The following is a 19948-nucleotide window of genomic DNA, read 5'->3' as shown; positions in this document are numbered from 1 at the left end:
TTAATTGAACAATGACAACTGCGTACTGTACTGATTCCGAAACTTTCCAGTGGAATTTTGCAGAATCATTCCTTTAATCTTATCCGCATCCAAGTCACGACGTTCCCAAAGACGGGATTCGCATACCATAAAATATTGGGCACGGTTGAGGGCCACTCCGATTTTTTTGAGATGGTCCCAGTTCAATTTTCGAAATTTTCTAGCTTTTACGATTTTGTCGACCGACTGCATTCCAACCCCCGGGATTCTGGCCAAAAGACGCTTGTCCGCCGTATTCACGTTCACAGGAAAATGATGCAGGTTCCGCAAGGCCCACGAAAGCTTCGGGTCCACGTCCATATCCAAATTGGGATGCTGGTTGTTCAAGATTTCCCCTACCGAAAACCCGTAAAACCGCAACAACCAATCAGTTTGGTACAATCGGTTCTCGCGCAACATGGGTACTTGGGAGCCTATGGCTGGCAAACGTGCATCATGGGTGACGGGCACGTAGCCAGAATAGTAAACCCGTTTCATATTGTATGTTTTGTAATAATAGGTGGCCGAATACATAATGTCCTTATCCGACTCCCCAGAAGCGCCCACGATCATTTGTGTGCTTTGCCCCGCAGGCGCATATTTAGGAATGTTTTTAATGACTTTGTGCTCCGACTGGTATCTTACAATTTCATTTTTCACCTTTTCCATTGGTTTGGTAAAGTCTTCGTGCTTTTTGTCCGGCGCCAACAATTTTAGACCGGATATCGTGGGCACTTCAATATTTACGGAAAGGCGGTCGGCATAGAGACCGGCTTCATACATCAATTCATCGCTTGCCCCGGGAATTGATTTCAGATGGATATAGCCATTGAAATTCTCTTCTTCCCGCAGTTTTTTGGCCACGGATACCAAACGTTCCATCGTGTGGTCGGGACTTTTGAATATTCCAGAGCTCAAAAAGAGCCCCTCAATATAATTTCTGCGATAAAAATTGATGGTAAGGTCGACCACCTCCTGAACTTTGAAGGCCGCCCTGGGCACATCGTTGCTTTTTCGCGTAACGCAATAGGCGCAATCAAAAATGCAATGGTTGGTCAACAGGATTTTCAACAGGGACACACATCGGCCATCCGCCGTATAGGTATGGCAAATTCCCATTTTGGAGGCATTGCCCAAACCTTTGTTCTGATTGGTTCTGGTACTTCCGCTACTGGCACAGGAGACATCGTATTTGGCAGCATCGGCCAATATGTTCAGTTTTTCGCGTATCCTATCAAAATTCATAACTTGGAATTATTCCAATCAAATATATGGATATATTCCAAATAATGGAAATAATCCATAAAAGTTTTTGGAAATATTCCAAAATAACTATATTTGAGAATGGATCGTCACTTCGAAATGTTCGACTTGGCATTATCAACATGAAGATGGAAAATGAAATAATCCTAAAACGATTTACCGATATCCGCAGGGAACTTGGCTATACCCAAACCGAGTTCGCTAAATTATTGGGCGTAAAGAATACCACGGCCGATATTGAGCGGGGAAGGACCAAACTCTCCGGGAAGGTGGTTTCGGAGCTCTTGCGACAATTCAAAATAAACCCATTATGGTTGTTTGGTGAAAGCGATCAAAAACATTTGGACACTTCAAAAACCAGTGTTATTCCAAAAGTCGTTACCGTTGACAATTCCGAAAACGATAATATGGTGATGGTGAACTCCAAAGCGGCTGCGGGATATCCACAGAACATCTCCGACACCAGTTGGTACCGACAATTGCCCGCTTTTGATATGCCGATTCCAGAATTCAGGAATGCAACATATCGTGGTTTTCAGGTTGAAGGCGACAGTATGCTGCCCAATTTAAGGCCGAATGATTGGGTTTTGGCCCGAGCCATTGAGCATATTGACCATGTAAGTCCGAATAAAATGTATGTGGTAGTGCTGCAAGATTCGGTGATGGTGAAGAAAATTGAGCGCAAGCCCAATTCCAACAATATCACCTTGATTTCTTTGAACGAGACGTATCCGCCCTACGAAATCAAACCCTATCAAATCCAAGAAATTTGGGAGGTTAGTAGCAAACTCACCTTCAATGTGGATGCCACCACCGAAACAGGCCTGCTGAAACAGCTTCAGGAATCCATGGAGGAGTTGAAAAGGCAGATTGCCAAATAAGGGCGTCTAAAAGCCGCTCCCTTTGGTTTTGGTTTGAATTCTCATCAAGTAGTTGTGCGCGGTCATATAAAGTACCGAGCCATCTTCGCCCCATGTGCAATTGGCGGTCCGCTGTCCGGTCTCTATACGTCCCAAAAGTTTTCCTTCGGGGGTGATGACCAAAACTCCGCTCGGCCCTGTGGAGAAAATCGTCCCATCTTGCGCTACCTTAAGTCCGTCCAACGAACCTTTTAACCCCTCTTTTTGCAGTTCAGAAGCATCAAAAAATATGCGTCCTTCATCCAGAGAACCATCTTCTTGAACGTTATAGGCCATAATATAAGGAGCATTGGGGTCCGATTGGTTTACATAAAGGTTTTTTTCATCAGGGGATAGCGCTACGCCATTGGGACGGTTAAGATTGCCTACCACCATATCCACCTTTCCATCCGTATCAATTTTATAGACACCAAAAGCCTCAATTTCACGCGTTTCTGAATTTTCCCCTTCCGGCAGCCCATAAGGCGGGTCAGTAAAATAATAGGTTCCATTCGAAGCTTGTACAATATCATTGGGGCTATGGAAGCGTTTGCCTTGCCACGTATCGGCCACCGTTATTTTTCCACCTTGCGACAGTGGCATACGTGATATTCTTCGGTCGCCATGCTCGCAGGCGACCAGTTCCCCATCATTATTTATAATAAGTCCATTGCTGCCCGGTTCACGACTGTACGGCAAAATGCCTGTGTATCCCGAGGGTTTTAAAAATTCAGAAAGCCCTTCACGTTCCTTCCATTTAAAGATCGTGTTTTGTGGGGCATCGGAAAACAGAAGAAATTCACCTTCCTTCACCCAAACAGGCCCTTCGGACCATATAAACCCTTCGGCCAATACCTCGACTTTTGCATTTTTATCAATATAATTGTAGAATGTATCATCCAGCGCTACCAGATTGCCCGTGGTGTTTTTTTGGGCAAAACAACCAATGGTGATGCTCAATATTAGGAAAGTTAATTTTTTCATTTTCAATTTTTTATGTGAATATAAAGTTGTCTTTCAATTAGGACTGATTAAATGTACGTGTCTCTTTGATGGCCTTTGCCAAGGTAACCGAGGCCTCGGGGTTAAGGCGGAACCACAGTTCGGGTTCAAAAATCTCCAGCTCGGCCAAGGCCCAATTGCCATTATTGTCCTTAAAGATATCCACTCTGGCATAAACGGGCAATTCAGGAGTGGCATGCACTACATTTTTGGCGAATACGATTTGTTCGGCACTCGGCGAGTAGGGGTGAACGGTTCCCCCAAAATCATCTTGGACCCTAAAATCCCCGGATTTTGCAATTTTCAAGACGGCATGGGTGAACTCGCCATTGAAAACCATCATGGAAATTTCCCCTTCCGAGACAATGTTGTGCTGAAATTCCTGAAGCATCATAGCCTCTTCTTTTACCAATTGCTGAAAGATGTTCTCGTAATCGGCGATTGCATTCTCTTCTATTTTGTAGGTGTGGCGGGCCGCCCCGGAAACACAGGGTTTCAAAGTATAGGTATCTGAGGTAAAACCATATTCCGATTTTGCTCTTTCAATGGTCTGGTTCAGTGTAATGACCGTGCCTTTTTCAATAAAAGTTGTTTTAGGTATGGTTATTCCTGCTTTTGATATATCCTGTAAATAATGTTTATCGATGTTCCAATAAATAAGCTTTTTGGAATTGATAAATTGTGTTTGTTCGGATGTTTTTTGCAGCCATTTGGAAAACTCCGCATACCGATCAAAATAGTCCCAAGTGGTCCGGAACAGGGCATATTTGGTCGTCGACCAATCAAAATCAGGGTCGTCCCAAGCTTTTCTTACTGCTTTTAACCCTTGGTTTTCCAAGGCGTCCAGAACCAGTTGGTCTTCTTGGAGCACATTTTCAATGTATGGAGTTTTCTTTTCTGGAGCCACATAACGGCGGTCCGTTAAAACAACTATATCTAACTTCATCCAGTAAAAATTAATAGCCTACAGCAGTATCGTCGCCTCTTTTGTCGGCGCCTCCTTCCAATTTTCCATCGGGCAGCACACGAATGGCATCCACTTTTCCGATAATGGGCGTGCGTTCTTCGTTGATGATATATCCTTTGGATTTTAATTCTTCAATTAGTTCCTCGGAGAATCCTTCTGGTTCAAAAATGACCATATCGGGCAACCATTGGTGATGGAAGCGAGGTGCATTTACGGCTTCCTGCATGCTCAAATTGAACTCATATACATTAAGAATGGTCTGTGCCACTGCGGTAATGATGGTAGATCCACCGGGAGTACCCACGACCATATATAATTTCCCGTCTTTTTCAACAATTGTTGGAGTCATGCTGCTGAGCATTCTTTTTTCGGGTTCAATACTATTTGCCTTGGCACCGATAAGCCCAAACATGTTCGGGACTCCGGGCTTGGCACTAAAATCGTCCATTTCGTTGTTCAAAAAGATGCCCAACTCCTCGCAAAACAGCTTGGAGCCATAACCGCCATTTAAGGTAGACGTTACAGAAACGGCATTGCCCTCCGCATCAACTATGGAGAAGTGTGTGGTCTGTGCACTTTCAATGATTTCCACTTCGCCATGGCTTACTTCTGATGACAACGTTGCCTTATCAAATGAGAAATTATCCATTCTATCTTGCAGGTACTCATCACTCAAAAGAACATTGTAAGGTATGTCCACAAAATCCGGGTCTCCCAGATAAAAGTTCCTGTCGGCGTAGGCTCTTCGGGAAGCTTCGGTGAACAATTGGATGGTCTTGGTCGAGTTATGACCAAATTCAGCAACATCATAGGGTTCCATCATCTTAAATATTTGGTTGATGGTGACCCCACCGCTGCTGGGCGGACTCATGGAAATAATTTTGATGTCCTTGTAATCAAAAACAATGGGGTCTCTCCAAACGGCTTCGTATTTTGCCAAATCTTCCTCAGTGATGAGACCGCCGTTTTCCTGCACAAACGCCGCCAGTTTTTGTGCAACTTCGCCCTTGTAGAATCCATCGCGCCCTTTTTCCATGATTTTCTGTAGGGTTTCGGCGTAAGTTGGATATTTTATGGTGTCACCCGTAGCAAATGGGCCGGCAAATTTGGTACTGTCACCATTAGCTTCGATAAATTGTTCCCTATAACCTTCCAATCGCTTGGCTTGCTTTTCTGTGACAACAATACCTTTGTTTGCAAGTGCGATAATGGGCTCAATAATATCTTTCAAATGTAGTTTTCCGAATTTTTTGTGTACTTCCAGAACGCCGGCAACGGTTCCGGGAACCCCGACAGCTGTTCCGCCCGAAGTGCTCAACCCTGGGATAACATTGCCCAAGGAGTCCAAATACATGTCCTTGTGTGCGGCAAGTGGTGCTTTTTCGCGATAATCGATTCCGCCGACCTCGCCGTTGCTTTTTCGGTAGACCATAAACCCGCCACCGCCGACACTACCTGCAAAAGGGTAGGCAATAACCAATGTCAACTCTGTTGCGACCATGGCATCAAAGGCATTCCCGCCTTTTTTCATAATGTCCACCGCCAGTTGCGATGCTTCTTTTCGGGCAGAGACGACCATAGCCTTTTCGGCGACCAATCCGGTAGGTGCGGCAGGTTTTTCTTTACAGTTGATGAAAAAAATCAAGGGGAGGAGAAGTATCAGTCTTCGCATAGGGAAATAAATTTTTGGTTGGAAAAAGTTATCAATTCTTCAAAAAATGAAGTGAATTCGTTTTCAAATTCTGTGTAGTGTTCTTCGAGGTCCAAAATGGCAAAGTTCATTCTGGACTTATTTTTTGTTCTTCGGTTCATCCCGTTGAGCACACGGTCGATTCCCGCTAAGTTGGCATAATTGAGCAGCCAGTTATCGGCCATCATATAGGGCATCATTCGCTTGGTGGCCATAGGCAGGATATCGTAATTGTCCTCCAATAGGTCATAGAAGTTTTCTACATATTCATCCAAAGGTACATCTGAATAATCGGTCCAATTCTTGGCCAAAAAATGATCATAGTAGATGTCAACAATCACACGACTGTAATGACTGTAGTTTTTGTGCAGGCGTTTGCTGCTTTGCCTTACCGTGGGGTGGGCATCGGTAAACGTATCGATTTCACGATGCAACAAAATGCCTTTTTGGATTTTTTCCGGAAGGTGCTTGTACTTGTTGCCACGGATATGGTCGGCAAAGAAATTACCCAAAGTGATTTCCTTATCGTCAAAAGATAGGTAGATATGCGCTAAGAAGTTCATCGGGGCAAAGTCCTTTTCAGTCGAAATTTACAAATTCAAAACATGTAATCGGTCAAGCCCAACTATATTTGCAAAAACTTTTTTAACAATTATGACACTGATCAAATCAATTTCTGGAATACGCGGCACTATTGGAGGCCATACAAATGATAATTTAACACCCGTGGATGCGGTTAAATTCGCAGCGGCCTACGGAACTTGGTTAAAATCGTATGCAAAGAAGGATGATTTAAAAGTTGTAATTGGACGTGATGCCCGTTTATCGGGAGAGATGATCCAGAATTTGGTGGTTTCTACCTTGGTAGGTCTAGGAATCGATGTGATCGATTTAGGATTGTCCACTACACCGACCGTGGAAATTGCCGTTCCTTTGGAAAAGGCTGATGGCGGCATCATTTTAACGGCCAGCCATAACCCGAAGCAATGGAACGCCCTTAAATTATTGAATGAAAAAGGAGAGTTCTTGGATGCTGAACAAGGGGCAAAGATTTTGGCCTTGGCTGAGAAAGAGGATTTTGAGTTTGCGGAGGTGGATGACTTGGGGGAAATCATCAAAAACGATTCCTATATCGATATCCACATTGATGAAGTCTTGGAATTGCCCTTGGTGGATGCCGAGACCATTAAAAAAGCTGGATTTAAAGTAGTTGTTGATGGGGTAAACTCCACAGGGGGCATCGCCATTCCCAAATTGCTTGAAGAGTTGGGCGTGGAAGTAGTAAAGCTCTACTGCGACCCAACCGGACATTTTCCACACAACCCGGAACCCTTAAAAGAACATTTGGGTGACATCTGCAAAAAAGTTGTGGAGGAGAAGGCTAATTTTGGTATCGTGGTGGATCCCGATGTGGATCGCTTGGCATTCATAAGCAACGATGGACAAATGTTCGGTGAAGAATATACCTTGGTAGCCTGTGCGGATTATGTGCTGTCCAAAACCAAGGGAAATACGGTTTCCAATCTATCATCTTCCAGAGCTTTGCGCGATATTACCGAAAAACACGGGGGTACCTACGAAGCTGCTGCGGTAGGCGAGGTGAACGTAGTGACCAAAATGAAGGCCAACAACGCTATAATAGGAGGTGAGGGCAACGGAGGAATCATTTATCCAGAAAGTCATTATGGGCGTGATGCCTTGGTGGGCACGGCTTTGTTCTTAATGTTGATGGCCGAGCGCGGAGGTACCGTGGCCGAATTGCGAGCCAGCTACCCGAGCTACTTTATGAGCAAAAAGAAAATTGAATTGACACCGGAATTGGATGTGGATGCGCTGTTGGAAGCCATGCACAACAAATATAAAGATGAGGAAGTATCGACCATTGATGGGGTGAAAATCGATTTCCCCGAAAATTGGGTACACTTGAGAAAATCGAACACAGAACCCATCATCAGAATCTATACCGAAGCAAAATCACAGGAAGAAGCCGATGGATTGGCCGATAGAATCATCAGCGAAATCAAAGAAGTGGCCGGAATCTAGGAATTCTCCGCTTTTGTGGGGTTTTGTTGAAACTCTTTGGGAACCTTGTTCCTGTGTTTCCATCGTTTATGCGTCCAAAAGTAATACTCAGGCGCTTCCCGAATGGACTTTTCCGTTTCCCTTAAAAAGGCATCCGTAATTCCGTAGTCAGGAACTTCGGTCGGGTTTTCGGTAAGTATTTTAAAGGTGCCCTGGTAATAGCCCCTCCGTAGTTTTTTTACCTTGAGGTACACGGGGATTATGTCGTTGTTTTTACAGATTTCCTCGCCTCCGACATGGGCCGGAACCACTATCCCCATAAAATCGGTCCAATATTTGGCCCTGCTTGCCATGGGTGATTGGTCACTTATAATGCCCACCATCAACAACTCGTTTCTCTCTTTGGCTGCCTCCAGGATTTTTCTGGATTCCCTTGTGGAAATCAGTTCAGTATTGTATTTGCCGCGGATGTCCCTTACCAATTTATCAAAATACTTGTTCTCCACTTTTTGATAAATACCATATCCTTTGGATATGATTTGAAGGTTCAAGGACAGTACCCATTCCCAACTGGCATAGTGGGGGAGCATCAGCATGGTATTGAGGCCCTTTTTTTCCAAGCCGTTGAGCAGTTCAATATTGGTTACGGTAAACCGCTCCTGGATTTCTTTTTTGCTCATGCCCATGGTCTTCATCATTTCCAAGAAGATGTCGCACATGTGCCTGAAGAATTTTTTTTCTATCCGTAAACGTTCTTCTTCCGATTTTTCGGGGAAGACAAGTGCCAAATTGTTGCGGACCACTTTTTTGCGATAGCCAATTACATGGTACAGGAGCACGTAAACACCATCAGAAATAAAATAAATGACTTTAAATGGGAGTCTGGAAATCAACCAGAGCAAAGGATAAACAAGGATATAAACTACCAGCTGCATAGACTATTCTTGTGTGCAAATATAGCTATATTTGAACCCAAACCTTTATTTACATGCTCAATTTACATATTGCTACCATTGCCATTATGGCCGCCAATGTACTGGTTTCCCTACGTGGATTTAACAGTCCCGTTTTTTTTGATAGATACAAGTTCAGTATCAGTTCCATACAGGCCGGTCAAAAGGAACGCATGTTGACCTCGGGTTTTTTACATGTGGATATTTCGCATTTGTTCCTGAACATGTTCACGCTCTACTTTTTTGCTCCCGTGGTGATCAATTGGTTCGGTTCCATCAGGTTTTTGATCATTTACTTGGTCAGTTTGATCGCGGGCAGTCTTTTGGCTTTGTTTTTCCATAAAGATGAGCCTTATTACAGTGCCGTTGGCGCAAGTGGTGCAGTGATGGGGGTGCTGTATGCTGCCATATTGTTGAATCCTGATATGCAATTGGGCATCATGTTTATTCCCATACCATTGCCGGCCTACGTGTTGGGTATAGCCTATTTATTGTATTCCATTTGGGGGATGAAGAGCAGGATGGGCAATATTGGACATACCGCACACTTTGGAGGGGCCATAGGTGGTTACGCGACCACACTGCTCTTTAGGCCTGAGCTTTTTGTGACGGATACCTTGATCGTGGTGTTGTTGGCCATTCCTATCATTGTGCTTTTTGTGTTGGATAAGATGGGGAGGCTGTAGGCTACAAAAAAGGCCCTGAAATTATCAAGGCCTTCTTTATCAAAAATATGTTTTGCTGCCTAGCTCTTGCCGAGTATTTCAGCTACTTTTTCTTCCAAGGCCGGGCCTCGTAGGTCTCTTGCTACGATCACTCCGTTCTGGTCTATTAAAAAGGCCGCAGGAATGGCATTGATATTATATAAACGCGCGATAGGGTCTTGAAAACGTTGAAGGTTGGAAATGTGGTTCCACTCTAGACCATCGGATTCGATGGCGTTCTTCCAAAGGTCCTCTTTGTTGTCCAGGGACACACCCAAAACATCGAACCCCTTTTCGTGATATTTTTTATACACCGATACAATGTTCGGATTCTCGGCACGACAAGGTCTGCACCAACCGGCCCAAAAATCCACCAAGGTAAGCTTTGCGTTGTTGGTAACATCGCTGAGCGCCAATACATCACCAGATGGAGTAGGGGCCGAGAAATCCGGGGCTACGGCTCCAATTTCTGTTGATTTTAAGTTTTCCAACTGCTCTGCAATTTTCTTTGCCGGCTCAGTTTCCTTCATTTCAGGGGTAAGGCCCTCAAACATTGATTTTACTTCATCAACAGGTACGGCCTTGGTGGCCAAAAGGTTGCCTATGACCAATACGGATACGAAGGCATTTGGATTGTTTTTGGCAAAATCGATATTAAAGTTTTTGGCGTCCTCTTGGAATTCGATGAATTCTTCACGTAGCGCGGTAACGGTAGCCGTATCTTGTTGTTGGGCGGCCGTACGCATATCGTTTTGCATGGACCTAGCACGCTCGGATAGTTTTCTGGATTGGGTCAAAAAGTCCATAAAAAGGTCGTTTTGCTCCGTACCTTTTATGGTAGCTTGGTCAATGCTGTCCTTTTGAAATTCAACTTCAATGGTGCCGTTTTCAACGATAACGGGTACATTTCCCCGGACTTTGTCCACAAAAAGATAATGCATTTTGGGTTCTTCCTGATTCCCGTTGAAGGTAAACAGCCCGTTCTCAACGGTAGCGGTATCGATATCTACCAACTGGTTGATGGAATCGGTGGTTTTTAAAAATATTTGGGTGCCATTTTCGGGTTCCCCGGTTATTGTGCCGCTCAACGTATATCCTTTTGGGTCGGATTTACATGAAGCCAACAAAAGTACTCCCAGTGATATTGTAAATAGTTTTTTCATTTCAAAATATTTAAGTTGCTAAGGTATTCAATGTTTGCGGCATAAAAAAACCCTTGGCTTTGTTTGACCAAGGGTTTTCTGATGTATAGGCTGTATTAAAATTGATATCGGATACCTAAAGCGATATCAAAATCAAAATCGTTGTCAAAGCCATCGTAGCCGACAAGGCCGATTTCGGGTCTAAAGTCCAATGATAGCAATAAAGGAATGTCAAAATTGTATTCCACGCCAATATCCCCTGCGGCAAATACAAAAAGTCCATCGTTGTCATCATCGAAATCTGGGTCCGGATGGTCAAAATCCACGCTTCCCAATCCACCACCAACACCGTAGTACCAGTTAAAGTTGCCATCCAAAGGACGTACCCATTGGTAAATACCAGTCAGTTTAAATGCGTCAAAATGTCGGCTGTCCCTCCAGCCAAGGTCAAATTCGGCACGATTGCTCGCACCAATCGATTTTTGATAGGAAATTTCGGCCCCGAAACCGTCACTGTCACCCAGTCTAAGACCTAGGGCATGTTCAGAAATACTTTGGGCGCTTACGCTAGCTGTTGCAAATAACATAACAGCAGCAATTAATGTGGTAATCTTCATGAGTTTCTCTTTTAAGTTAAAAATTAGAGATAGTTTTGTGTTAGATTTACGTTTCAAAAACCGTTTTAGTTCCCAAAAAGTATTCCAAATTGAATAAAAATCTGTTAAAAGACCTTTCCACCTCACTGAAAGGTGAGCTGTTGTTCGATGATTTGAGCAAGGCGATTTATGCCACCGATGCCTCTGTTTATCGCAAGTTGCCCACTGCTGTGGCTTATCCAAAAAACACGGATGACCTCAAAACCTTGCTCACTTTTGCAAGCAAAAATAAAGTCGGGCTTATACCCCGAACTGCTGGCACTTCTTTGGCAGGTCAGTGTGTGGGAGAGGGGATTGTGGTGGATGTCAGTCGCCATTTTACCAAAATTGTCAGTTTGGACAAGGATAAAAAACAGGTTACCGTACAGCCCGGGGTGGTACGCGATGAACTGAACCAGTATTTGAAACCGTTTGGTCTCTTTTTTGGTCCCAATACTTCAACGTCCAACCGATGTATGATAGGGGGAATGGTAGGAAACAATTCATCGGGGACTACATCCATACAATATGGTGTTACCCGGGACAAGGTGTTGGCCATGCAATGCGTGCTCTCCGATGGCAGTGATGCCTATTTCTCGGATATTTCCAAAGAGGAATTTGACAGAAAGAGGGAAGGAAGTTCGTTGGAAGCTACAATTTACAGAAAACTGTATGAAGAACTTTCCGTTGCGGAAACACGGCACAAAATAAGGGAAGAGTTTCCCAAACCAAGTATTCACAGAAGAAACACGGGCTATGCAGTGGACGAGCTGCTGCACAACGCCATTTTTGGAGAAAATGACGCAGATTTCAATCTGTGCAAGCTGTTGTCCGGTAGTGAAGGTACGTTGGCCTTTACAACCGAAATAACCCTCCAGTTGGATGATTTGCCACCACCATTCGCGGCAATGGTCGCCACGCACTATAAAACCTTGGAAGATTGTCTCAGTGACGTGGCTCCCGTAATGCAGCATAGCCTTCATTTGTGCGAGATGATGGACAAGGTGATCTTGGATTGTACCAAAAATAACCGAGCACAGTTGGCCAACCGATTTTTTGTAGAGGGAGATCCTGCAGGAATTTTGATGTTGGAGGTGAAAGCGGATTCCAAGGAAGATTTGGAAAGGCAATTGGATGGACTCCTAAAAACCATTGAAGCATCAGGATTGAGTTATGCCAATCCCATCTTGTACGGAGACGATATCAATAAGGCCATAGAACTTAGAAAGGCCGGTCTTGGACTTTTGGGCAACATGGTCGGTGATAAAAAAGCGGTGGCCTGTATCGAGGATACTGCCGTGGCCCTGGAGGATTTAAAGGATTTTATTGCAGAGTTTTCGCAAATTATGAAAGGGTACGACCAAAGTGCGGTGTACTATGCGCATGCGGGTGCCGGCGAACTGCATTTGCGCCCCATACTTAACCTGAAAAAATCTGAAGATGTGGTGCTTTTCCGAAGCATCACTACCGATGTGGCCAAGTTGACAAAAAAATACAACGGTAGTTTTAGTGGGGAACATGGAGATGGTATCGTCCGTGCCGAGTTTATTCCGTTGATGATCGGAGAGGCGAATTATGAGCTGCTGAAAAGGGTAAAATCTTTTTTTGACCCCGATTGTATTCTGAACCCCGGAAAAATAGTGGAGGCCTATCCAATGGATGAGTCTTTACGCTACGTAGTGGACCGAAAGGAGCCTGAGGTGAACACGGTAATGGATTTTTCGGACAGCGAAGGAATTTTAAAGGCCGCCGAAAAATGTAACGGTAGTGGGGACTGCAGAAAAAGCCACCACATGAACGGGGGCATGTGCCCAAGTTACCAAGCCACCAAAGATGAAAAGGATACTACACGTGCCAGGGCCAATGCTTTGCGCGAATTTTTGACCAATTCCGACAAAACCAATCGGTTTGACCATGAAGAATTAAAAACAGCCTTCGACCTTTGTTTGAGCTGTAAGGCCTGCGCCAGTGAATGTCCCAGTAATGTGGACGTTTCGGCATTAAAAGCGGAATTCCTCTATAATTATCAAGAAGCAAACGGATATACGCTACGAAGCAAATTGTTCGCCCATAACACGCAATTGAATGCCATGGGCAGCAAAGTGGCCGGTATCACCAATTGGATGTACGAGTCCAAAACGGTCGGGAGTCTGCTAAAAAAAGCGGTCGGGGTGGCCCCAGAGCGTAATTTGCCGAAAGTGGGACGCTTCAACTTTGAAGAATATCTTAAAAAATACCGAGTAAAGCGCACGGATATTTCCAAGAGACCGGTTGTTCTATACATTGATGAGTTCGTCAGGTATTTGGACATTCAAGTGGGCAAGGATGCCATTGAATTGTTGTGCCGATTGGGGTATGATGTGGAGCTGTTCTATGGTGAAAGTGGCAGGACCTATCTATCCAAAGGGTTTTTAAAACAGGCCAAAAAATTGGTGGCCCGCAACATGGAGAACCTCAAGGATATTTTGGATGCAGGGACGTCCATTGTGGGGTTGGAGCCGTCTGCCATTCTTTCTTTCAGGGACGAATATCAGCGCCTGCACGATGATAAGGGACAATTAATTAAGTTGTCCTCACAATCCTTTTTGATCGAGGAATTCTTGGCGGCGGAGATAGTGGCCGGGCACATTTCGTCCGATAGTTTCACCAAAGAAGAGCGCACGGTGAAAATCCATGGGCATTGCCATCAAAAAGCATTGAGCAACCAAAAAGTAACTTTTGATATCTTAAATCTGCCGAAGAACTATAAAGTAACGATCATACCGTCCGGTTGCTGTGGTATGGCCGGTTCGTTCGGGTACGAAAAAGAACATTATGAGGTAAGTATGCAGGTTGGTGGGTTAAAACTCTTCCCTGCGGTGAAGAAGAGCTCCGAAGATACGTTGATCGCGGCGAATGGGACAAGCTGTAGGCATCAAATAAAAGATGGGACGAAAAGGGAGGCACAACACCCGGTTTCAATCCTGAGACAGGCCCTTGTCATCTAGGTAATCGTTCTCGATATTCTCTTCTTCGGTTTCGCTAAAATGGTCTTCGGCCACGTCCTCAATGTTCACCTCTTTGTCGGTGATCGAGGCAATGAGGTCGTTCATGTCCATTTCCTTTAGATCTTCGTCCATAAAAAACGGGGAGAGCCTATCGTGGTTATAGTGGTAAATTTTCCATCGTTTGAACGAATATTCCAAGGCGGTCAAATTTTCTACCCAATCCCCGGAATTGAGATAGGTACAACTGCCATATTTGTTTTCGTACACCTCTTTTTTAGGTTGATGGATATGGCCGCAAACCACATAATCATACTCATTTTCTATAGCAAGTTCTGCAGCGGTCTTTTCAAAATTATTGATGTACTTGACGGCACCTTTGACACTGTTCTTTATTTTTTTGGATAACGAATACTTCTCGCGGCCCATTTTGGCCAAACACCAGTTCAGAAAGCTGTTGATCAAAATAAGAAGGTCGTACCCATAACCGCCAAGCTTGGCCAGCCATTTTGCATTTTGTATGGAAACATCGAACACATCACCGTGAAAAATCCATGCCTTTTTGCCATCCAGGTTGAGCACCAACTTGTCCATAACCTTAAAGTTTCCCATTGAAGTATTACTGAACTTACGGAGCATTTCATCGTGATTGCCAGTAATATAGTAAACCTCGACACCCTTGGATGCCATCCCGATTATTTTCCTTAGGACCTTAAGGTGGGAAGGAGGGAAATACCGTTTGCTAAACTGCCAAATATCAATAATATCACCATTTAAAATCAACTTTTTGGGCTGAATACTATTGAGGTACGTGATGAGTTCTTCTGCGTGGCAACCATAGGTTCCCAGATGTACATCCGAGATTACGGCCAATTCTATCTTCCTTTTTTTCAATGGTATGGGATTTAATACAAAATAAAACGGTAGGAATAAAATAGAAATCAAATCCAAATCATTAATTCATGAGGATATTGTTAAAATAATATCACCTTAAGGTGAATTATGTTACAATAATATTAAGTCAAACCCCTGTTTTTGAATTAGCTTTGTAACATCTACCTTTGATGGCGACTTAATTTTTATACCGAATGGCTGGAAATTCTTTTGGACAACTTTTTAAGCTCACCACTTTTGGTGAATCTCACGGAAAAGCATTGGGGGGCATTATTGATGGGTGCCCTTCGGGAATTACATTGGATTTGGACAAAGTCCAAGAGGAGCTGAATCGTAGAAAACCGGGACAGTCCGCCATTGTAACCCAAAGAAAGGAACCCGATACGGTCGAAATTTACTCCGGGGTATTCGAGGGGAAAACTACCGGAACGCCCATAGGCTTTGCCATTCACAATACCAACCAGAAGTCCAAGGATTATTCGCACATCAAAGATTCGTACCGACCATCACATGCGGATTATGTGTACGATAAAAAATATGGTTTCCGCGATTACCGCGGTGGCGGCAGAAGTTCGGCCCGTGAAACGGCCAGTAGGGTAGTGGCCGGTGCCATTGCAAAACAATTCCTGAGCGAGATCCAAATAAATGCATTTGTATCCCAAGTCGGTGAGATGAAATTGGACAAACCCTACCAAGAACTGGATTTTTCACTGATAGAATCCAATGCCGTTCGTTGTCCCGATACCGAAATGGCGCAGAAAATGGAAGACTATATCAAATCCATAAAAAAAGAAGGCGATACAATTGGAGGGGTTATCACTTGTGTCATTCAAAATGTACCGATTGGTCTTGGCGAACCTGTTTTTGATAAGCTGCATGCCAAACTGGGAGAGGCCATGTTGTCCATTAATGCCGTAAAGGGTTTTGAATACGGAAGCGGTTTTGCAGGTGTTGCCATGAAGGGCAGCCAACACAACGATGCATTCAACACCGATGGCACCACCAAAACCAATCGAAGTGGCGGTGTTCAAGGGGGCATCAGCAATGGTATGGACATTTATTTCAGTGTGGCTTTTAAACCTGTAGCTACCGTGTTGCAATCTTATGATACCATCAACAAAGAGGGCGAAAAAGTAACTGCGCAGGGCAAGGGAAGGCATGATCCGTGTGTGGTTCCAAGGGCGGTCCCCATCGTGGAGGCCATGGCTGCATTGGTACTTGCCGACTATTCGCTTTTGGCCCGGGCCAACAAAATCTAGGTCGGCGTTAGGACGTTTCCATTCAATAAAGTATCTTTCCGTTCCTAACTTAACTCTTTATGAAGAAACTGGAATTACACTGGCAAATCCTAATAGGAATGGCCGCAGGTGTTTTGTTTGCTCTGTTAATGGTTCAATTTGAATGGGGACCCAAAATTGTCTCCGATTGGATCAAGCCCTTCGGTAATATTTTCATCAACTCTTTAAAATTGATTGCGGTGCCCTTAATCTTGGCATCTTTGATCAAAGGCGTTTCCGATCTAAAGGATATCTCCAAACTATCCAAAATGGGTGGTAGGACCATCGGAATTTATATCATGACCACGATTATTGCGGTTACTATAGGTTTGCTTGTAGTGAATACTGTAAAGCCTGGAAGTTCCATTACCGAAGATACCCGGAATGAATTGGTGGAGAACTATAAAGGTGATGCCGACAACATTAAAACCGCTGCGGACAAACAAAAGCAGGCAGGTCCCTTACAGGCATTGGAGGATTTGGTGCCCAGCAATATTTTTAAGGCCGCAAGTGACAATGGCAACATGCTCCAGGTCATATTCTTTGCCATTTTCTTTGGAATCGGACTGATTTTGATTCCCGAAAAAACAGCAAAACCCGTTAAAAAATTCTTTGATGGCTTCAATGAGGTCATTCTTAAACTGATAGATATTATTATGTTGGCCGCTCCCTACGGTGTGTTTGCCCTATTGGCGGCCCTTGTGGTGGAATCCCCAAGTTTGGACCTGTTCAAGGCATTGGCTTGGTATTCCTTCTGTGTACTGCTTGGCCTTGCATTGATGTTATGTGTTTACCTCTTGATCGCTTGGGTTTTTACAAAAAGAAGCCCGGCCTTTTTTATGAAAGGGATGTCACCCGCACAATTATTGGCATTTTCTACTAGTTCCAGTGCGGCGACCTTGCCCGTTACCATGGAAAGGGTAGAGGAGCACTTGGGCGTAGAAGAGGAAGTCACCAGTTTTGTATTGCCCATCGGAGCCACCATTAATATGGACGGTACCAGTTTGTATCAGGCTGTGGCCGCCGTTTTTATCGCGCAGGCCTTTGGTATGGACCTTAGCCTATCCGCGCAACTAGGAATCATTGTAACGGCTACCTTGGCCTCCATTGGCAGTGCCGCGGTTCCCGGGGCGGGAATGGTAATGTTGGTGATCGTATTGGCACAAGCGGGAATTCCCGAAGCTGGACTTGCACTTATTTTTGCCGTGGACAGACCGTTGGACATGTGCAGAACGGTTGTGAATGTTTCCGGTGATGCGACCGTATCCATGGTCGTGGCAAAATCAGTTGGTAAATTGGGCGAGCCGAAAGTAAAGAATTGGGACGACAATTATCATAAGAAACAATAGAATAGATTTAAGAATTGTAAAAAAAGACCTCTTTTAAAGAGGTCTTTTTTTGTTTTAGAGCGAGATATATCTTCCTTTTGGGAATTTAACTTGAAAGGAGAAGATTTCTTTCTGGACGGATTTGGGCCCGAGTGTCATGTTCCACGTTAACAAGCCTTTGCTTTCGTCGTACTTGGCATTGTTGGTACTAACATCATCCACTTTAATCTCTTTGTTCTGGGATTTTGGTATTCGGTCCATTAGCTTCAGACTGATGGGGGTATTTTTATTGTTCTTAACTTCCAAAACATATGTACGATCCACTATTCGATTGCTTCCAACAAAGGGTTTGCTTTTAAAATTTCGGTCCTGTTGCCTTGTTACGGAAATATTGTGCTCAATGCCCAAGGATAGAATCATTTCTTTTTTAGTAGTATATGGATCTATTACCGTTTTACCAGCATAGGTTCCCTCAAAGTAGATATTGGCTTCTCCCGGTAAAAGTTGATGTTGTTCCCAATCCTTGAAACTTGCGGTGAGATAAACATTATCATTTAGAACGGGTGCGGCAAAGTATTCATAAGTGGCCGGCATTTTAAATGTATTCACCTCAATGGCGGTTATATCCCCATTTGCCAAAATAGTGTACGGCTTTTTTATGGCGAATTCTGTTTTGGTTGCTCCTTCCTGCATTTGGCTTTTTTTGGTTGTTATCACAACAACGCCATTTGCACCCCGGTTTCCATATATGGAGGAGGCATTAGTACCTTTTAAGACCTCAACGTCCTGGATTTCGTTCTCGTCCAAATCACCTTCGGTAAAATTATCAATAGGAACTCCATCAATAATATATAAGGGTTCTGGTGTACTATCAATAGATGACGCACCTCTAATGGAAATTCCTGCTGCACGACCGCTTAAGGCTCTTTCAGGAGAAACCGAACCGACTGCTGCCGTGCCGTATCCGGTTACGACAACTTCATCCAAACTTTGTGCATCTTCTTCCATACGAACATTTATAATGGAAGAGTAGATGGGCAATTCTTGCGTATGCATCCCAATGTAGGAATAGGTCAATTCTTTCCCGGAAGGTACCTCCAACGTATAATTTCCATCAAAATCCGAAGTGGTTCCCATAGAGGTTCCCTGGACTACAATATTGACACCGGGTAGGGGTGCACCGGATTCGTCCGTCACAGTTCCTGTAACTTTTTTAACGTAGGGGTTAAAAGCATATCCCTTTTTGCTTGTAGTTGCAGCATTTCTTTTGTTATAAGCACTTACAAAATTCAAATAATGTGCCTCAATAGTAGGTTTGCTGATATTATATTGAGGGTTTCCCGTGGAGAGGGAAATTTTGACGTTCTTCCAATCCTGACCCGTATTTTGGTATACGTTGCCTTTATATGCCAGAGAAATAGGAGCATTCAAACCAGAGGATTTAATATCGTAATTGGGTACCCATCCCGCGTCTTTGACCAAGTAGGATAGCGTAGCATTCAAAGTTGTGGTAATAGGTGCATCAAAAGTGATGGTGATTTCTCCCTGTGGAGTTTGGATACCATTATTGGCTTCGGCCAGTTGTTGCCGTAAATCATTGATTTCAAGATTGAATTTATTGATATTCAGGTTGGTCTTGAATATTTCATTTTTGATTTTCGTAATTCGCTCACGATAGTAGGCACCTATTTGTTTCATACGCTCCAAATCCAATACTTGGCTGTCCCCGTTTACGATTCGATTGGAGGTAATCACCTTTTCTTCTTCTTCGAGACCAGCGATAGTATTTTTTAGCAGTGAGATTTCATACTCCAATGCCTCTATGCGGTCTTCCCATTCTTTGATTTTAGGATTGCTTTCGGATTTTTCGAGGTAATTGATGTCGTAAGCAATGGATAAAATGGAAACGTGACCCAGGCCAGAGATTTGAATGCTGCTTTCATCAATTTTATGGGACAGTCCAGTAAATATTACTTCGTTGGAACCCTCATGGAGCGTACAAGAAGCTGTTCGGGTAATCTGGGCTCCACTCAGGTAAACAGTTACTTCCTTGATCTTGGAAGGGGTTTTAGTTGAGTTGGCCAATAAAAACAAGGGAGCCAATAAAAATAGGATAACTGTATTTTTCATAAGAGTCGGATATTTAATTGTTTACCCAAACCTATGATTC

Annotated in this window: 16 protein-coding genes; 6 read left to right on the top strand and 10 right to left on the bottom strand. The window is 43.9% G+C overall.

Annotated features, from left to right (window positions below):
• The gene (locus GVT53_RS08000; protein WP_166248156.1) at positions 1–1263 is read right to left on the bottom strand and encodes a putative DNA modification/repair radical SAM protein; all 1263 of its coding nucleotides are present in this window, start codon (positions 1261–1263) and stop codon (positions 1–3) included.
• 146 nt (positions 1264–1409) lie between these two features.
• Between GVT53_RS08000 and GVT53_RS07995 the strand changes: the two genes are divergently transcribed.
• Complete coding sequence (locus GVT53_RS07995) at positions 1410–2162, top strand: XRE family transcriptional regulator (protein WP_166248155.1); 753 nt, start codon at positions 1410–1412, stop codon at positions 2160–2162.
• Between the two features lie 6 nt (positions 2163–2168).
• Here the strand turns inward: GVT53_RS07995 and GVT53_RS07990 are convergent, their stop codons facing one another.
• Genes GVT53_RS07990 through GVT53_RS07975 form a run of 4 tightly spaced genes read right to left on the bottom strand, consistent with a single transcriptional unit; the run spans position 2169 to position 6402 of the window.
• Positions 2169–3164 (bottom strand): SMP-30/gluconolactonase/LRE family protein, encoded by a 996-nt coding sequence (locus tag GVT53_RS07990; RefSeq protein ID WP_166248154.1) that lies wholly within the window; start codon positions 3162–3164, stop codon positions 2169–2171.
• A gap of 37 nt (positions 3165–3201) precedes the next feature.
• The gene (locus GVT53_RS07985; protein WP_166248153.1) at positions 3202–4128 is read right to left on the bottom strand and encodes an ATP-grasp domain-containing protein; all 927 of its coding nucleotides are present in this window, start codon (positions 4126–4128) and stop codon (positions 3202–3204) included.
• Positions 4129–4138: 10 nt separating this feature from the next.
• Complete coding sequence (gene ggt, locus GVT53_RS07980; protein WP_166248152.1) at positions 4139–5821, bottom strand: gamma-glutamyltransferase; 1683 nt, start codon at positions 5819–5821, stop codon at positions 4139–4141.
• Complete coding sequence (locus GVT53_RS07975; RefSeq protein WP_166248151.1) at positions 5809–6402, bottom strand: acyl carrier protein phosphodiesterase; 594 nt, start codon at positions 6400–6402, stop codon at positions 5809–5811. The genes ggt and GVT53_RS07975 overlap by 13 nt, the downstream gene beginning before the upstream one ends.
• Before the next feature lie 91 nt (positions 6403–6493).
• Between GVT53_RS07975 and glmM the strand changes: the two genes are divergently transcribed.
• Entirely contained in the window at positions 6494–7882 is a 1389-nt protein-coding gene (glmM, locus tag GVT53_RS07970) for a phosphoglucosamine mutase (protein WP_166248150.1), read from the top strand.
• Here the strand turns inward: glmM and GVT53_RS07965 are convergent.
• Positions 7879–8796, bottom strand: coding sequence for a lysophospholipid acyltransferase family protein (locus tag GVT53_RS07965; RefSeq protein ID WP_166248149.1), 918 nt, complete (start codon positions 8794–8796; stop codon positions 7879–7881). The genes glmM and GVT53_RS07965 overlap by 4 nt on opposite strands.
• 53 nt (positions 8797–8849) lie before the next feature.
• Between GVT53_RS07965 and GVT53_RS07960 the strand changes: the two genes are divergently transcribed.
• Complete coding sequence (locus tag GVT53_RS07960; RefSeq protein WP_166248148.1) at positions 8850–9500, top strand: rhomboid family intramembrane serine protease; 651 nt, start codon at positions 8850–8852, stop codon at positions 9498–9500.
• A gap of 59 nt (positions 9501–9559) precedes the next feature.
• Here the strand turns inward: GVT53_RS07960 and GVT53_RS07955 are convergent, their stop codons facing one another.
• Positions 9560–10681, bottom strand: a complete 1122-nt coding sequence (locus GVT53_RS07955; RefSeq protein WP_166248147.1) for a TlpA disulfide reductase family protein — start codon at positions 10679–10681, stop codon at positions 9560–9562.
• A 95-nt stretch (positions 10682–10776) separates the two neighbouring features.
• On the bottom strand, positions 10777–11277 hold the full coding sequence (locus GVT53_RS07950; RefSeq protein WP_166248146.1) for a hypothetical protein: 501 nt from the start codon (positions 11275–11277) through the stop codon (positions 10777–10779).
• Between the two features lie 89 nt (positions 11278–11366).
• Here GVT53_RS07950 and GVT53_RS07945 point away from each other — a divergent pair, with 89 nt between their 5' ends.
• A complete protein-coding gene (locus GVT53_RS07945) occupies positions 11367–14282 on the top strand; it encodes an FAD-binding and (Fe-S)-binding domain-containing protein (protein WP_166248145.1) in 2916 nt (971 codons plus the stop codon).
• On the opposite strand, the gene GVT53_RS07940 is transcribed toward GVT53_RS07945, so the two are convergent.
• Positions 14253–15173, bottom strand: a complete 921-nt coding sequence (locus GVT53_RS07940) for a UDP-2,3-diacylglucosamine diphosphatase (protein WP_166248144.1) — start codon at positions 15171–15173, stop codon at positions 14253–14255. The genes GVT53_RS07945 and GVT53_RS07940 overlap by 30 nt on opposite strands.
• 194 nt (positions 15174–15367) lie before the next feature.
• On the opposite strand from GVT53_RS07940, the gene aroC reads away from it, so the two are divergent.
• Together aroC and GVT53_RS07930 are read left to right on the top strand one after the other, a co-directional pair.
• On the top strand, positions 15368–16432 hold the full coding sequence (gene aroC / locus GVT53_RS07935; RefSeq protein ID WP_166248143.1) for a chorismate synthase: 1065 nt from the start codon (positions 15368–15370) through the stop codon (positions 16430–16432).
• 59 nt (positions 16433–16491) lie between these two features.
• Positions 16492–17799, top strand: coding sequence for a dicarboxylate/amino acid:cation symporter (locus tag GVT53_RS07930; protein WP_166248142.1), 1308 nt, complete (start codon positions 16492–16494; stop codon positions 17797–17799).
• Positions 17800–17853: 54 nt separating this feature from the next.
• On the opposite strand, the gene GVT53_RS07925 is transcribed toward GVT53_RS07930, so the two are convergent.
• On the bottom strand, positions 17854–19908 hold the full coding sequence (locus tag GVT53_RS07925; protein ID WP_166248141.1) for a DUF4139 domain-containing protein: 2055 nt from the start codon (positions 19906–19908) through the stop codon (positions 17854–17856).
• Positions 19909–19948: the final 40 nt, after the last annotated feature.

The sequence above is a fragment of the Flagellimonas oceani genome (genome assembly GCF_011068285.1).
Classification (GTDB): Bacteria; Bacteroidota; Bacteroidia; order Flavobacteriales; family Flavobacteriaceae; genus Flagellimonas; species Flagellimonas oceani.
This window is presented reverse-complemented; position numbering and strand designations above follow the sequence as displayed.